Here is a 16,420-nt window from a genome sequence, read left to right as displayed (position 1 = left end):
TCAGGTTTTTTAGTACTACTCTTTACCAAAAAGTTGAGAATCTAAAGAGAAGTTAGATGCTCCTGCTAAAGCAAAATAAAGGGCTATAGCGCCTAAAGCTAAATCTAATTCATAACCAGCCAATCCATCAGCTCCGATAAAGCCAATGCTTAGTTTTGCTGTAAAGATAGCAACGATCATTGTAATCGTTAGTAAAGCGCCAAAGATTCTAGTGGCTAAACCTAAAATAATGGCAATTCCGCCTACTAATTCAATAATCGCAACGATATACGCCATAAATCCTGGTATACCTAGACTATCAAAGAAGTCAGCTGTGTAGCTGATTCCACCTTGAAACTTTTGAAAACCATGTACGGCAAAAATAATGCCAAGAACGACACGTAAAATAGTTGAACCAATCATTTGCATAATAAAATAACTCCTTTTCTTTAACTTACATTTCGTAACCTAGTTTATTTTTAAAAATAACTTTTGTCAAGTAACTTAATGTATTTTTAGAATTGGTTTTTTAGAAAAAGTGCTATACTGTTAAATAGGAACTAACAACAATGGAGGCTAGTAGATTGGATCAAAAAAATATTTGTCCACGATTTGAAAAAGCACTCATGATATTAAATCATCGATGGAATACTTTGCTAATTTATCAGTTGCTCGATGGTCCACAACGTTATTCAACCATTAAAAATCAGTTGAATATTAGTAGTCGTGTTTTAACAGAACGATTAAAGGAGTTAGAGACAGAGCAAATCGTGTTACGTACAGTAATTCCTTCGACACCAGTTGTCATTGAGTATGAGCTTACGGAAAAGGGCTATGCTATTGCGCCAGTGCTAAAAGCAATTGAACAATGGTCTTCTGACTGGGTGACACTAAATGAAAAATGATAAAAAGGTATTCAAGTGAGGGGCTTGAATACCTTTTTATCGTGTTGAAATACAAACAATCAATAGAATTTGTGAAAGGTGAAAATGGATTTCCGTTGCAGGCTACTTGCTTTCCTGTGGGCGAGCGCCGAGCCGCTTCCTCCGCTACCGCTCCGTTTAGGGGCTCGCCTGTCTCGCTATCCCACGGGAGTCAAGTAGCCTTCCACTCCAATCTATAAAAATGTTTCTTGTTAGCAAAGGTTTTCCAATAAAGTGAAGGGTATTCACTACTCTTTATGGTGGGGTGTTGTCACTCATCACTTCTCCACATTGTAAATAAGAGCTTATCCTCTCTCTAATAATATAAATAAAGGGCTATTTTGTTCAGGAAAAGACACGGGAGCGAACGCAGTGAGCGCAGCGGCTCATCGGACGCCCCCTGGAAAGGACGCTGGCGGAACGGAAATCACCTCCCCTCACCTTGTCAAAAGATCTTTTTTTTGGTTTACACGGAAAACGATGGAAAATGAGTGTTCATTTATCGATCATTTGGCAGTTATTTTTCAATGAAATTGCTGTTATATTGTAAATAATATTAATTTTCTTTAAAAAAAGATATTTTTTATTACAGAGAGAGGTTAATTGATTATTATAGAAAATAGAGGGGAGGTTTTATATGAAGAAAGGTACAGCAATCGATGTACAGCATCGAAGTCAGTTAGCCATTTATTTATCATTGCCAATACTTTCATGGGCATTTTATGATTTTGCGAATACAATTTTTTCTTCAAATATAAATACAATTTTTTTCCCGTTTTACATGGATGAAGTGCTGGGTACGAATGAAGTCATGCAACAAGTAGCAAGCACCTTTATATCCTACGCCAATGCGATTGCAAGCTTGTTGCTCGTTATCTTTTCACCGCTTTTTGGAGTTTGGATTGATAACACTGGCTACAAAAAGAGGTTTATCGTATGGTTTGCATCTATTTCCATTCTTTTTACATTTATGATGGGGATCTTTGCAAATGTACAATCGACAACCAACTACTCAGGTGTCCCTCTTAGTTTATTTTTAGTAGTTGCAAGCTTTGTCATTGCAAAATTTTTCTTTAATTCAAGTCTAGTATTCTACGACTCTATGATGGGTGATTTAGGAACAAAAGAAGAGATGCCATTAATCTCAGGGTATGGAGTTGCAATTGGTTATTTGGGCACACTTTTCGGATTACTTGTATATTTATATGTTGGTAACAGCGATTTTCACCGAGCGTTTATTCCAACAGCTATCTTGTATTTATTATTTTCATTGCCATTATTTTTAATTAATAAAGATACACCTATTCCAAAAGCGCAGCGCAAGTCCATAAAGTTTTTAGACGGCTATAAAGAAATCATTCAAACTTTTAAGGATATGAAGCAATATAAGGCCATTTTTACGTTCATGATTGCTTATTTCTTTTTAAATGATGCCATTGCTACGACGATCGCCATGATGGCTGTTTATGCTACGGCAATTGTTGGATTTAGTTCTGGTCAGTTTATCGTTCTTTATTTGGTCTCTACGGTATCAACAATCATTGGTTCTCTTGCATTTGGCTATATAACGAAATCCATAGGAGCTAAACGTGCCATTACGATAGTTGCGCTCATTATGATTATCGCTTTAGTGTTCGCTGTTTTTGCCTCAGCACAATGGATGTTCTGGCTAGCAGGTAGTCTATTTGGGATATCTCTTGGATCCATGTGGGTGACATCTAGGACCTATATTATTGAATTATCACCATATGAGAAACGCGGGCAGTTTTTCGGCTTATTTGCCTTTTCAGGTAAAGTATCATCGATTATCGGTCCAGCCGTATATGGAACAGTGACATTATGGATGAAGGATTATGGCACCCTTGCTAGTCGTGTCGCGTTATCAACATTAATAGTGATGACAGTAATCGGCCTATTGGTACATCTAAAAGTTAATGATAAAAATGGAAATAGCAAGTAGGAGAAATGTATTGCCTATGATACAATTGAATTATAAATAGATGTAGAGAAAGGAGCGGGATTGCATTGGAACATAAAGGAATATTATTAGAAAGTGGCACAAATGAGCTAGAAATCGTTGAATTTGAAGTAGCAAACAATAAATTCGGCATCAATGTCATTAAAGTGAAAGAAATTATTCAACCGATACCAGTAACATTTATCCCACACGCGCACCCGCATGTAGAAGGAATTATTCAATTACGAGGTGAAGTATTACCGGTTGTAGATATGCTGCGAGTATTAGGAATTCAAGGTGCGGAGCGTAATCCTCAACAAAAATATATTGTGGCTGAATTCAATAAGCAACGTGTTGTTTTCCATGTAGATAATGTGACACAAATTCATCGTATTTCATGGAATCAAATTGAAAAGCCATCTGATATGTATCAAGGTGGGACATCACAAGTAATTGGCGTAATTAAACAAAATGAACAAATGATTCTATTGCTAGATTTCGAAAGAATTATGGTGGATATCAATCCTGAATCAGGAATTAGTGTGGAATCTGTTAAAAAGCTTGGTAAACGTGAACGTTCTGGAAAGCGTATTTTAATTGCAGAAGATTCACCATTATTACGCAAATTATTATTCGATACAATGAGCGAAGCTGGTTATGACAATGTAGAATTCTTTGAAAATGGTCGCGATGCTTATGAATACTTAGAAGGAATTGCGAATAGTGGTAGCGATATCGCAGAACATATTCAATTAGTGGTAACTGATATTGAGATGCCACAAATGGATGGTCATCATTTGACACGAAAAATCAAAGAGCACCCTGATCTTCAAAAGCTTCCTGTCATCATTTTCTCAAGTCTCATTACAGACGATCTTCGCCATAAAGGGGATCAAGTAGGAGCAGAAGATCAAATTAGTAAGCCAGAAATTGCAGAGCTCATTTTACGTGTTGACCAACTTATTCTGTAATGGTAATGACTTACAAGATACTTCACAATTTTAATAATGGGTATCCTAAAAGTAAAAATAAATGAAAGAAAAGTCGGATGCCTTAAAAGGGTGCCGACTTTTTTGTATAGGTCCACATTTTATGAACAAAATAGGCTTGGAGGATGTGATGATTTGAATGAACTAAAAACAGCCATTATTGATATCGGCTCCAATACCATTCGATTAGTATTATATCAGTATGATAATGAAGAGGGGCTTCGTGAGCTAGGAAATATTAAAACGGTAGCACGTTTGCGTACATATATATTGCCTTCAGGAGAAATGTCTGAAGAAGGTATTCAAGTGTTATCAGAAACTTTATTCACATTCAAAGCGATGCTAGAGGATTTTGAAATAACTGATGTCAAAGCAGCTGCAACTGCTGCTATCCGACAAGCCACTAATCGAGATCAAATTATAGAGGAAATGAAAAAACGAACTGGTATCCAAATTGAGCTTTTATCAGAAGAAGAAGAAGCCTATTTTGGCTATGTTGCAGTTGCCTATTCCATGGGTACAAAATCGGCCGTAACAATTGATATTGGTGGTGGAAGTACCGAAATTACGCTCTTTGAAAATAAAGAAATTCAGCAATCACATAGTTTTCCATTTGGGACAGTTTCTTTAAAGCAACGATTTGTAAAAGGCGACATTATGAATAGTAGTGAAAAAGTGGAACTCATTGCCTTTATTAAAGAGCAATTTCAAACACTCCCTTGGATACAAAATGTCGCATTACCTATTATCGCAATTGGTGGTAGTGCGCGGAATATTGTACAAATTCATCAGCAAAAGCATGACTATCCAATTGCAAGTGTGCATGGCTACGAAATGTCTAAGGCAGATTTGGATGATTTAAGCTCATTTTTAGGTCAACTAAGCTTTCAGGAATTGAAACAATTAGATGGGCTTTCATCGGATCGCGCAGATATTATTGTACCTGCATTAGAGGTATTTAGAGTATTAATGGAGGCGGTTGGTAGTGGGACATTCCAACTGACAAAGAGAGGTTTACGTGAGGGACTCATTTTTCAACGGATTTTGCAAACAGATGCACAGGCCTTTGATAAATACAATGTATTTGAAGGGAATGCAAGAAGATTAGCACGTCAGTATGGTCGAACTGAAATGGAAGTTGATTATTTAATGAATTTAGCAGACCAATTGTATCGTGAATGCTGTCATTTAGGTTATTTGCAATATCATCCAGAAGATTTGCATTTATTGTCGAAAGCGGCCAAGGTTTTTAATATTGGAGAGTATATTGAATTAAGCTCTTCCAGCCAACATACTTTTTATTTAATCGCAAATCAATCCATTGATGGTTTAAATCATTTAGAACGAGTAAAACTAGCACTTCTTGCATCCTATAAAAATAAAGATTATTTTGAACGATTTGCCGCTCCGTTTGCAACATGGATGGATCGTGAGGAATATCGCAAATTACGAGATTTTGGAGCGTTATTAAAATTTGTCTATGCGTTAAATGTGTCAAAGCGCAATGTTGTTCATGCCATTGAGATGCGCACAGAAGAGGATCATGTACAACTGGATATTTATGTGAAAAAGAATGCAGCTGCTGAAAAGTATCAAGCCAATCGCCATAGAAAACATTTAGAACGAGCATTAAAAATCCCAATGAGGATCAATTTTATTGAAGAAGGGTGGAACAATGGATGACAACTGAAGTAACGAAAAACGAGCTACATGAGGAAGACTTTTCAGAAAAACATAGTCGGTTATTAGAGGAGATTGCCAAGCCTCAGTACTATAATAATCGGGAATTGAGCTGGCTTGCCTTTAATGAACGAGTATTAGAGGAAGCGGAGGATATCAATAATCCTCTGCTAGAGCGTTTGAAATTTTTAGCTATATTTAGCTCAAATTTAGATGAATTTTTTATGGTGCGTGTTGCAGGGCTACAAGATCAAGTTCGAGCTGGCTTTCATAAACCTGAAAATAAATCTGGATTAACACCAAAGGAGCAGTTGGCGAAAATTGCAGAGCGTACACAAGCATTAGTTCGTCGACAGACAGAAGTTTATCGTCATTTAATCTATGATTTGCTTCCACAGCATAATGTACATATTGCAGATATGAAAGATTTAAACAGTGCACAAAAAGCATTTATCAATGAGATGTTTGCGGAAACAATCTTCCCAGTTTTAACCCCTGTAGCAGTAGACGCGTATCGTCCTTTCCCAACATTATTTGGTAAGACATTGAATTTACTCGTACTGTTAGAGCAGGATGAGACCGAAGTTGAAAGTCGGGAAAAAGTAGCCATCGTACAAGTCCCTTCTGTTCTAGACCGTTATATAAAAGTGCCATCCGAAGAAGGGAAAACAATTGTTGTTTTATTGGAGGACGTGATTGTAGCGCATATTGAAAAGCTATTTTATGGCTATAGTGTAAAATCAGCACAAGCTTTCCGTCTAACAAGAAATGCAGATTTAACGATCCATGAAGAGGGGGCTCGCGATCTGCTAGTTGAAATTGAAAAGGAACTAAAAAAACGAAAATGGGGCGTAGGGAGCCGTTTAGAAGTTCGAGTTGGAGAAATGAATGAGGAAGTACTTCAATATTTATTAGATGAATTTGAAATTGAAGAAACAGATGTGTTCCATATTGATGGGCCTTTGGATTTAACCTTTATGTTCTCTTTCGTTAAAGGTATTTCTGTTGGTCGCGAGCATCTAGAATATGAAAGCTTTATTCCACAGCCACCTTTAGATTTACAATCAGATGAAAATATTTTTGAAAAAGCTCTACAACAAGATATATTTTTCCATCATCCATATGAATCGTTTGCTCCAATTGTTGATTTTATTGCAGAGGCAGCGGTTAACCCAAATATATTAGCAATCAAGCAAACATTATATCGAGTAAGTGGCAATTCACCAATTATACAAGCATTAAAACTTGCGGCTGAAAATGGAAAACAAGTAACAGTGCTAGTTGAACTAAAGGCTCGTTTTGATGAAGAAAACAATGTACACTGGGCAAAACAATTAGAACAAGCAGGCTGTCTTGTGATTTATGGCATGAATAATTTAAAAACGCACTCTAAAATAACACTAGTTGTTAGTCGTCGTAACGGTAAAATTGAGCGTTTTGTCCATCTTGGGACAGGAAATTATAATGATGCTACTGCAAAAATTTATACGGATATGGGCATAATAACTACAGATAAAGAGTTTGGCATTGATGCGACAAACTTCTTTAACTACTTAAGCGGCTATACAGAAAAGCCTACCTTTAATCATTTAGTCGTGGCACCATTTGATATTCGAGATGAATTTATTCGTTTAATGGATGAGGAAATTGCTTGTCATAAAAAACATGGTAATGGTTTTATTAGGGCAAAAATGAACTCACTGACAGACAAAGACTTAATGATGAAGCTTTATGAAGCATCCATTGCAGGTGTAAAAGTGGAACTCATTATACGTGGTATTTGCTGTATTAGACCAGGTATTCCTGGTATAAGTGAAAACATTACAGTGACAAGTATTGTTGGCCGTTTCCTAGAACATTCTCGTATCTATTGGTTCCATCATAATGGAGAAAATAAAGTCTATTTATCGTCAGCAGATATGATGACACGCAATATGATTAAACGTGTAGAAATATTGTTCCCTGTATATGCAAGTGAAGCAAAAACTCGTATTATTGACATAATGAATGCACAATTAATGGATACTGCGAAAGCACGTATTCAAGACTCGAATGGTAAATACCATTACAAAGAGTTTGATCGTAGCGAAGATCCGTTAAATAGCCAGGAAGTTTTCTTAAAGGATGCATTAAAGCCTACGCTAGACGAAGAATAGAGCAAACACGCTACTTAGTGAGGGATAGAATGAAAAAATATAGAGAGAGTGTAGCGCCATTTGCAGATTATCAGCAGCTCATCCAACTGAATCCATTTGATGCAGTTGTCTGTTTGAAAAAAGTGGATACGGCCGTGTTTGAGGTTGTTGAATTTAATGATAAGCTATCTTTATTGCTTGAGTTACAGGATAGCTCAGCCAAGAACGCGGAGCATTTTTTTTCAGAGCCATGCTGGCTGCAATTGTCGGAACTGCTAAATCAAGATGTCAATCAACAACATGTCCTAACATTAGGTACTGATCTTCAAAAAAAAACATTTGTGATTCATGTACAGCACTTAGCTAATTCTATGGTTGCTATGATCCTTCGTGCAACACAAAGTGAAGTAGCACCATATTTACAATTTGTGGAGCAACATGTGAGCCCAGTGTTAACGACAGATATACAAGGTCGTATTATCCATCAGAACGTTGCTGCTACCTCTGTCTTATCTAGAGAGCAGCACAGCCTAATAGGACTAGATATTTTTTCATTATTAGAAAATAGATATAGCAATGAATTTAAATTATTATTTGCCAAAACCATTGAAGGTTCAGCTTTTGGCATGCCTAGGTGTTTATTAAAGGGCCAATTGCTAAGTAAAGAGCCTTTTTATTTAAGAACGCATCCAACTTATTATAATGGTGAGGTAATAGGGGTACATTTATTTGTCAAAGAAGCCAATTCATTTATGAATGATCATGAGGCATTTTATTACCTAGCGCTGATGGACGAATTAACAGGTATTTGGAACCGAAAGGCTTTTAAAGAACACTGGCTGCACCATTTAAATGACAAAAAGCAAGAACACAAGCAAGCTGCTCTAATTTTGGTTGATATTGATCGCTTTAAAAAATTTAATGAATCTCTTGGCGAGAGCAAGGGTGACGAGCTTATGCGTATGTTTAGTCATAGGCTTCGTGAGCTTTGTTACTCAAAATGCTCCCTTTATCGCTATAACAGTGATGAGTTTATCTTTGTGCTAAAAGATGCAACCATCCAAAAAATTGAGCATACCGCGAATGCAATCTTGGATGTTCTAAAACAGCCGTTTATGATAGATGGACAGGAATATTTTATTAGCGTGTCGATTGGCATTTCGCTTAGTCCAGCAGATGGAAGAGATTTAGAGACACTTGTACGGAAAGCTGATAAGGCTTTATTTTCTGCTAAAGAGCATGGCCGATCACATTACCGTTACTATCGTGAAGATATGACAGCTGTCTTTCCAAATGAAGCATTAATGGAGGCACATTTACGTCGTGCCATTGAATTTAATGAGCTGAGTCTCCATCTACAGCCACAAATGGATTTAGCAAACAATAGCATCAATAGCTTTGAAGCATTACTGCGGTGGAATAATCGTAAATTTGGTTTTGTGTCACCTGCACAGTTTATTCCGATTGCTGAGGCTTCAGGCTTAATAATCGAAATAGGTGATTGGATTATTGATGAGGTTTGTCGTTACCAAAGAGAATGGCAATCGAAAGGCTATCGTCCTGTACGGATAGCCGTTAATATTTCACCTAAGCAGTTTAGAAAAGAAAATTTCGCTCGAAAAATTAAAGCGGCTTTGAAGAAATATAGTGTACCACCCGAATTATTAGAGGTGGAGATAACCGAAAGTTCTATGACAAACGTTCATGAAACTTACTCGATTTTGACCGAGTTGAAGCAATTAGGCGTGTATGTGTCAGTGGATGATTTTGGGACAGGCTATTCCTCATTAAGCTATCTTAAGCGCTATCCAATTGATATCATTAAAATCGATCAGTCATTTATTGCAGATATTGCAAAAGATGACAAAAACGAAGCCATTATTAAGGCAATTATTTCGATGTCTCATAATTTAGGATTAGAGGTCATTGCTGAAGGAATTGAAGAGGCTTCACAAGTTGATTTTCTTAAACGTCATCGCTGTCAAAAAGGACAGGGCTATTTATATAATAAACCATTACCAGTGGAAACAATTGTTCAACAATATTTTGTTAGCTAATCAACGAGTAGCACTTTCATCGCCTAAAATGGGTGAAGTGCTACTTTTTTATTTATGGCTTTTAAGACCATCCAAGACAATAGTTGTGAATTGGGCCATTTCGGAAGCCAAATCGAAATCCTCACTATGAATTAACCAATCATAAACATTGGCACGCATACAGCGCCGAATAATTGCTTGTATGTTAGGAGCAGATACATCTTGTCTGAATTCCCCCTGTCGAATTCCTTCCTCAATATATGTATTCATAATTTGAAAGATTTTACGTTGTGGATTGATTAAGTAGTGATCTTGTTCTACTTGGTTTGTCATGGCAGCTGTATACACTGTGCGCAATAAATCTTTTCCTACAACTTTCGTTAAATAGTTCATTTGTTGTTGATAGACAAATAAAATTTTTTCACTTGCTGATAATGAAGGATCAATATTTTTTTCTACAGTGCTATAAAATTGATCCAGCTCCATAAATTTTTCTAATATAACATCATATTTGGATGGGAAATGTGTATAAAAGGTCCCTTTCGAAACATTGCAGGCTTTTGTAATTTGTTCAACAGAGACATGTTCAAAACCATACTTGTTAAATAAATCTAACGAGGTTTTTAATAATTTTTCCCGTGTTTCTAATGCCTTTTTCTGTCTGCTCGTTAATGATTCCATCGTAGCTTATTACCTCCAAAGTAAAGTATTGTAAAATATTTTTTGTAAAAATATTCTGAAAATATATTTTTTTTAATTGACGAGATGGAATTATTTTGATTATGATTTAATTGACCGCAGTCACTGACTATGGTCAACAAAAGTATCTCGTTATTAATGTTACGACAAAAAATAGGCGTTGGCTAGTGTATCATGCAGCTTGTCTGCTGAATTTTCAAAGATTGGGGGAAGTTTAAATGAAGGAGAAATTAGGTTTTATTGGCTTAGGCAATATGGGGTTACCGATGTCTATCAATTTATTAAAGGCAAATTATCAAGTGTATGGCTTTGATACAAATGCAAAGGCCATGGAGCAATTTAGAGCAGCGGGTGGCATTGGTGTGGAAACAGCAAAGGAAGTTGCACAGCAATGTGATGTGGTGATGACCAGCTTACCGACTCCACAGGTAGTAGAAATGGTGTATCAATCAGAACAAGGAATCATTCATCATGCTAAAAAGGGATGCTTACTCATTGATTTTAGTACAGTTAATCCCGAATTGAACGATTCATTATATAAAGAAGCAAAAGCCTTAGGGTTACGATATTTAGGAGCACCTGTAAGTGGGGGAGTAATTGGAGCAGTAAATGCTACTCTAACAATTATGGTTGGTGGTGACAAGGAAGATTATGAAAGTGCTGCAAAAATATTCGGAATAGTCGGTAAAAATAGTTACCATCTAGGAATTTCGTCAAGTGTAGGTACACGTATTAAATTATTAAATAATTTAATGATTGGATTTTATACAGAGGCCGTAGCTGAAACAATCATACTTGGTGAAAAGATGGGCATTCATGCTGATGTGCTGTATGAAGTGTTAAGTAATAGCTATGGTCAAAGCCGTATTTATGAACGCAATTATGTGGAATATATGAAAAACGATAATTATGAGCCAGGCTTTTCGACAAACCTACTATTAAAGGATTTAAAGCTAGCGAAAGAAATGGCAGACGAAGCAGGGGTATCGCTGCGAATCGGGGAAAAATTGGTGGATTTGTATAGTGAAATTGCTCAGCAAGGCTATGGTGAAAACGATATGTCTGCTGCTTATTTAAGTTTAAAAGAAACTGCTAAAATAGAACAATTTTAAGAGGAGGAAAAGAAAAATGACAACAGCACAAGAAATTCAAACATTAACACATTTTATTGGCGGACATTTAGTGGAAGGAAAAAGCGGCCGTTATGGTTCAGTATTCAATCCTACAACAGGTGATGTCATTGCAAAAGTACCACTTGCCACAATAGCAGAAACACGGGAGGCAATTGAGCAAGCACAAGCGGCATTTCCTAAATGGCGTGACACATCTGTGGCAAAGCGAGCAGAAATTGTCTTAAAGTTTCGAAACCTTATTACAGAAAATATGGAGGAGCTACTGCAAATTATTTGTACAGAAAGCGGAAAGACGCTTGAAGATGCTAAAGGAGAAATCACCCGAGGACTTGAATCTGTTGACTTAGCTATCGGTGCCCCACACTTAATGAAAGGGGAATACTCTGTTAATGTTGGCGGGCAAATTAATGCCTATTCTGCAAAATATCCATTAGGAGTAGTGGCGGCCATCTCGCCATTTAACTTCCCAATTATGGTGCCTTTAGCACAAACAAGTATGGCTATTGCTGTAGGGAATGCTGTTGTGTTAAAAGCATCAGAACGTGTGCCAATGACTGCATTGTTTGTTAGTGAGCTGTGGAAAAAAGCTGGGTTGCCCGATGGTATTTGGACAGTGATAAATGGTGATAAGGATGCCGTTAATGAACTTTTGGAAAACCCAACTGTGCAAGCCATTTCATTTGTTGGCTCAACACCGGTGGCGAAGTATATTTATGAAACAGGCTCAAAGTATGGAAAACGTGTCACTGCCCTTGGTGGTGGTAAAAACAATATGGTTGTGATGCCAGATGCAGACCTTGAACAGGTAGCAAATGCCTTTATTGGGGCAGCATATGGTGCAGCCTCTCAGCGTTGTATGGCAATATCTACGATTATGCCTGTAGGGAAAGAGACAGCAGACCGTCTAGTGGCGATTCTTAAAAAGAAAATCACTAATCTGAAGGTAGGTCCATATACAGACCCTGATGCAGATTTTGGCCCTGTCATTTCTCAACAATCAAAAGAGGCGATTCTTGCTGCAATTGAGCGGGGAGAAACTGAGGGAGCATCGGTGATTTGTGATGGCCGTGAACTTGATATTGTCAAAGAATCTAAAGGCTTCTATGTAGGACCTACATTATTAGATCATGTAAAGCCAGGGATGGAAATTTATGAGCAAGAGGTATTTGGACCTGCTCGTAATGTTGTACGTGTAGATTCACTGGAGGAGGCTATTACACTTATTAATAAACATGAGCTAGGCAATGGTGTCACAATCTTTACGAATGACGGGTTAGCAGCTCGTCAATTTACGACTGAAATAGATGTTGGCATGGTAGGTGTCAATGTACCAATTCCAATTCCAGTTGGCTACCATAATTTTGCTGGTTTTAAAGGCTCTCGTTTTGGTGAAGGGCATATGTTTGGTCCAGATCAGGCACGATTCTTTACAAAAACTAAGACAATTTCAGAGCGTTGGATGGCAGGTAATGCCTCTACAGCATCTACATTTGCATTCCCAAGTAATAACGACTAATACAAACAAAGAGCTGTAGATTCTTACAGCTCTTTTTCTTAAAAAAGGAGATGGAATGGTGTATGCAAGGAAAAACAGTTTTCATTACAGGGGCTGCTCGTGGCATTGGTCTTGCCATCGCCCAAGCATTTGCTAGGGAAGGAGCAAATGTAGTAATTACGGATAAAAATGAACAGCTTTTAAAGGAAGCGGTTGCTCAAAACCCTTCTTTAACGGTATATACATGTGATGTGACAGAAGAACAAGCTATACGAGAGGCTGTTGCATTTACGATTGAAAAATTTTCAACAATAGACATTTTAATTAATAATGCAGGATTTCAACATGTCTCATTGATTGAAGACTTTAAAACGGAGATTTTTGAGGCTATGCAAAAGGTCATGGTCGTTGCACCATTTGTGGCGATGAAATATGCATTACCACATATGAAGAACAATCAATTTGGTCGCATTATCAATATGGCCTCCATCAATGGGGTTATCGGGTTTGCCGGTAAGGCTGGTTACAACGCAGCAAAGCACGGTGTTATTGGGTTAACAAAAGTGGCAGCCCTGGAGGTAGCAAATGATGGGATTACAGTTAATGCCATTTGTCCAGGTTATGTGGATACAGAATTAGTGCACAATCAATTGAGCGATTTAGCGAAGACTCGAGGTATTCAAATAGAGGAAGTACTAGAACAGGTGCTTTATCCACTTGTACCGCAAAAACGGCTGTTGGATGTCTCTGAAATTACAGGGCTAGCTTTATATTTAGCAAGCGATATAGCAAAGGGGATAACTGGTCAGGCGATTCTTTTAGATGGTGGTTATACGGCTCAATAGCTTAGGAGGGTGAAATATGATTCAAACGAAAACAATCTTTACCGTTCATTCACCAGGAACCATTGTATATGGGCGTGATTCTTTTAAGGAAGTAGGGGACTATGCCAAAGCATTAGGCTCTAAGGCATTAATCGTTAGTGATCCAATCATGGATCGCTTAGGTTTTGTTAAGCAGTGTCATACCTTGTTAAAAATCCAAGGGATAGAGGCTGTTTCATACTTAGGAGTGACAACTGAGCCGGATGATACGTATGTAGCCGAGGGACTACAGCTGCTGCAGAAACACCACTGTGATGTCATTATATCTGTTGGTGGAGGAAGCTGTATTGATACGGCAAAAGCGATTGCGGTAGTAGCTACAAATGGTGGCTACATAGGAGATTATATGAAAATGGCCAAAGTTGCAGCGCATGCACCAATACCGCATATAGCCATACCAACCACAGCGGGGACAGGCTCTGAGGCCACAGATGCAACTGTTATTACGAATACAAAAACGGCTGTAAAAATGATGATTAAACAGCCAGCTTTTATGCCAACTGTTGCAATAGTCGATCCTGTTTTAACTATAACATCACCGCCTGCGATTACAGCAGCAACGGGAATTGATGCTTTAAGTCATGCCATTGAAAGCTATTTATCACGTTTAGCGCATCCATATTCGAATGTTCTTGCATTATCTGCCATGGAATTAATCGTCAATAATATACTTAAAGTTTATGAGCAAGGAGATGATGTGGATGCGAGGGAAGCGATGTCATTAGGCTCCATGCAGGCAGGGCTGTCATTTTCAAATGCTTCTGTTGCCTTAGTTCATGGAATGTCGCGTCCAATCGGTGCACTCTTCCATGTTCCACATGGCATCTCCAATGCGATGCTTTTACCAGCTGTATTGGACTATTCAAAAGAAGCTTGTATAGATCGTCTAGCGGATTTAGGACAGTTTTTTAATAAAACAAAAGAGTCGTATTCACAAGAGGAGCTAGCACAATTAGCCATTACGTCCATTAAGGTAATGTGTAGGCATATGAAGATTGGCAATTTAAAACATTGGGGAATAGAAGAACAAGCTTTTTACAATGCTATCCCTAAAATGGCTGAGGATGCTCTTGCAAGTGGCAGTCCTAGCAATAATCCGAAGATACCAACAAAAGAAGAATTAATGGAACTATATAAAATTGCCTATACGTATGAGTTTTAATGATTGTGAGAGTTATTCAAACTGCTGAATAGCTCTCTTTTTTTGAAAAAACAGAAAATATTCTAGTAATCTATAGAATTAATATGACATATTCGAGAAAATATAGTAAAATTCTAATGAATCATCATTCATTTTTTACTAAGGGGGAAATGGAATGTTACAGGGGAAAACGATTATTATTACGGGTGGATCAAGTGGTATGGGGCTTTATATGGCAAAGCAATTCGTCACTGAAGGTGCTAATGTTGTCATAACAGGGCGTGACGAAGAACGATTAGCAGAGGCTAAAAAATTTATTGCTGAGGCGGGTCCCTCTATTGAGACGTTTCAAATGGATGTGCGTGTACCTGAGCATGCAGAGGCCATGCTCGCATTTGCTATTGATAAATTCGGTCAGGTGGATGGGCTAGTAAATAATGCGGCAGGTAATTTTATTGTACGAGCTGAGGATCTATCTCCGAATGGGTGGAAGGCTGTTGTGGATATTGTGTTAAATGGTACATTTTTCTGTTCTTCAGTAATTGGGAATTATTGGATTAAAAATAATATAAAAGGATCTATTTTAAATATGGTGGCTACTTATGCTTGGAATGCTGGAGCTGGTGTTGTTCACTCAGCTGCAGCAAAAGCTGGTGTATTATCACTGACGAGAACGTTGGCTGTCGAGTGGGGAAAACAGTATGGTATTCGTGTTAATGCGATTGCACCTGGCCCAATTGAACGAACAGGTGGGGCAGATAAGCTTTGGGAATCCGAAGCAGCAGCAGCTCGTACGCTAGATTCAGTTCCATTAGGTCGTATAGGAACACCAGAAGAAATTGCTGATTTAGCTACGTTTATGATGTCTAACAAGGCAAGCTATATGAATGGAGAATGTGTAACACTGGATGGTGGGCAATGGCTCAATCAATATCCATTCTAAAAATATTTGCATAACAGTGAGCTGGGTTGACGCATACTAAGGGTAAAGAAAGGAGTGTTACCTATGGGTATGTGGTTAATTCCAGCTATTATTGCCATTGTGATCATTTCTGCAATTTCGTTTGTGTCTACGCTGAAAATTGCAAAAATGACCTCTGAACGGAAATCTGAAAATGATACACCGATTTCAGAAACAGTCGAAGAGTATGCCACGATGTTGAACCCCATTGTTTGGGTCTATGCGATTTTTTTGCTTTTTTTAGGGATTATGATTTTTTATTACTGGAGTAAGGCTGGTTATTAGATAGAAACCATCTTCATTCAGTTAAGTAGAAACTTGACTGAATGAAGATATACTTAGCTTTTGTAGGATAGACCAAAATAATTCATTGTTCATGAAAACTCTTCCCGACCTGGTCATGGTCAT

At 37.7% G+C, this 16,420-nt stretch carries 14 protein-coding genes; 12 read left to right on the top strand and 2 right to left on the bottom strand.

Features of this window, described 5'->3' with window-relative positions:
* Nucleotides 1-15: 15 nt before the first annotated feature.
* Nucleotides 16-408, bottom strand: coding sequence for a DoxX family protein (locus MHI34_RS03065; RefSeq protein ID WP_036125836.1), 393 nt, complete (start codon nucleotides 406-408; stop codon nucleotides 16-18).
* A gap of 155 nt (nucleotides 409-563) precedes the next feature.
* Here MHI34_RS03065 and MHI34_RS03060 point away from each other — a divergent pair, with 155 nt between their 5' ends.
* The 6 genes from MHI34_RS03060 to MHI34_RS03035 all read left to right on the top strand — a co-directional run bounded on the left by MHI34_RS03060 (nucleotide 564) and on the right by MHI34_RS03035 (nucleotide 9,720).
* Nucleotides 564-884: a helix-turn-helix domain-containing protein gene (locus tag MHI34_RS03060; protein ID WP_036125834.1), complete on the top strand. Its 321-nt coding sequence runs from the start codon at nucleotides 564-566 to the stop codon at nucleotides 882-884.
* Nucleotides 885-1,539: 655 nt separating this feature from the next.
* A complete protein-coding gene (locus MHI34_RS03055; protein ID WP_058843413.1) occupies nucleotides 1,540-2,862 on the top strand; it encodes an MFS transporter in 1,323 nt (440 codons plus the stop codon).
* Between the two features lie 65 nt (nucleotides 2,863-2,927).
* Complete coding sequence (locus MHI34_RS03050) at nucleotides 2,928-3,830, top strand: chemotaxis protein (RefSeq protein ID WP_036125743.1); 903 nt, start codon at nucleotides 2,928-2,930, stop codon at nucleotides 3,828-3,830.
* A 153-nt stretch (nucleotides 3,831-3,983) separates the two neighbouring features.
* Nucleotides 3,984-5,531: a Ppx/GppA family phosphatase gene (locus tag MHI34_RS03045; RefSeq protein ID WP_036125740.1), complete on the top strand. Its 1,548-nt coding sequence runs from the start codon at nucleotides 3,984-3,986 to the stop codon at nucleotides 5,529-5,531.
* Complete coding sequence (locus MHI34_RS03040; protein ID WP_141904829.1) at nucleotides 5,528-7,684, top strand: RNA degradosome polyphosphate kinase; 2,157 nt, start codon at nucleotides 5,528-5,530, stop codon at nucleotides 7,682-7,684. The genes MHI34_RS03045 and MHI34_RS03040 overlap by 4 nt, the downstream gene beginning before the upstream one ends.
* A 29-nt stretch (nucleotides 7,685-7,713) precedes the next feature.
* On the top strand, nucleotides 7,714-9,720 hold the full coding sequence (locus MHI34_RS03035) for a bifunctional diguanylate cyclase/phosphodiesterase (protein ID WP_036125735.1): 2,007 nt from the start codon (nucleotides 7,714-7,716) through the stop codon (nucleotides 9,718-9,720).
* A 48-nt stretch (nucleotides 9,721-9,768) separates the two neighbouring features.
* On the opposite strand, the gene MHI34_RS03030 is transcribed toward MHI34_RS03035, so the two are convergent.
* On the bottom strand, nucleotides 9,769-10,380 hold the full coding sequence (locus tag MHI34_RS03030; RefSeq protein ID WP_058843415.1) for a TetR/AcrR family transcriptional regulator: 612 nt from the start codon (nucleotides 10,378-10,380) through the stop codon (nucleotides 9,769-9,771).
* Between the two features lie 236 nt (nucleotides 10,381-10,616).
* Here MHI34_RS03030 and MHI34_RS03025 point away from each other — a divergent pair, with 236 nt between their 5' ends.
* From MHI34_RS03025 to MHI34_RS03000, 6 genes are all read left to right on the top strand, one after another.
* The gene (locus tag MHI34_RS03025; protein ID WP_342504086.1) at nucleotides 10,617-11,510 is read left to right on the top strand and encodes an NAD(P)-dependent oxidoreductase; all 894 of its coding nucleotides are present in this window, start codon (nucleotides 10,617-10,619) and stop codon (nucleotides 11,508-11,510) included.
* A gap of 16 nt (nucleotides 11,511-11,526) precedes the next feature.
* The gene (locus tag MHI34_RS03020) at nucleotides 11,527-13,047 is read left to right on the top strand and encodes a CoA-acylating methylmalonate-semialdehyde dehydrogenase (protein ID WP_342504085.1); all 1,521 of its coding nucleotides are present in this window, start codon (nucleotides 11,527-11,529) and stop codon (nucleotides 13,045-13,047) included.
* Nucleotides 13,048-13,109: 62 nt separating this feature from the next.
* On the top strand, nucleotides 13,110-13,871 hold the full coding sequence (locus MHI34_RS03015; protein WP_342504084.1) for a 3-hydroxybutyrate dehydrogenase: 762 nt from the start codon (nucleotides 13,110-13,112) through the stop codon (nucleotides 13,869-13,871).
* A 16-nt stretch (nucleotides 13,872-13,887) separates the two neighbouring features.
* The gene (locus tag MHI34_RS03010; protein ID WP_036125723.1) at nucleotides 13,888-15,072 is read left to right on the top strand and encodes an iron-containing alcohol dehydrogenase; all 1,185 of its coding nucleotides are present in this window, start codon (nucleotides 13,888-13,890) and stop codon (nucleotides 15,070-15,072) included.
* A 154-nt stretch (nucleotides 15,073-15,226) separates the two neighbouring features.
* Entirely contained in the window at nucleotides 15,227-15,994 is a 768-nt protein-coding gene (gene fadH, locus MHI34_RS03005) for a 2,4-dienoyl-CoA reductase (protein WP_058843419.1), read from the top strand.
* A gap of 63 nt (nucleotides 15,995-16,057) precedes the next feature.
* Nucleotides 16,058-16,297: a hypothetical protein gene (locus tag MHI34_RS03000; RefSeq protein WP_036125717.1), complete on the top strand. Its 240-nt coding sequence runs from the start codon at nucleotides 16,058-16,060 to the stop codon at nucleotides 16,295-16,297.
* Nucleotides 16,298-16,420 lie beyond the last annotated feature (123 nt).

The sequence above is a fragment of the Lysinibacillus sp. FSL L8-0126 genome (assembly GCF_038630385.1).
GTDB classification, from domain to species: domain Bacteria; phylum Bacillota; class Bacilli; order Bacillales_A; family Planococcaceae; genus Lysinibacillus; species Lysinibacillus fusiformis_D.
The sequence above is the reverse complement of the archived record's forward strand: the minus strand, read 5'-3'. Positions and strand labels throughout refer to the sequence as shown.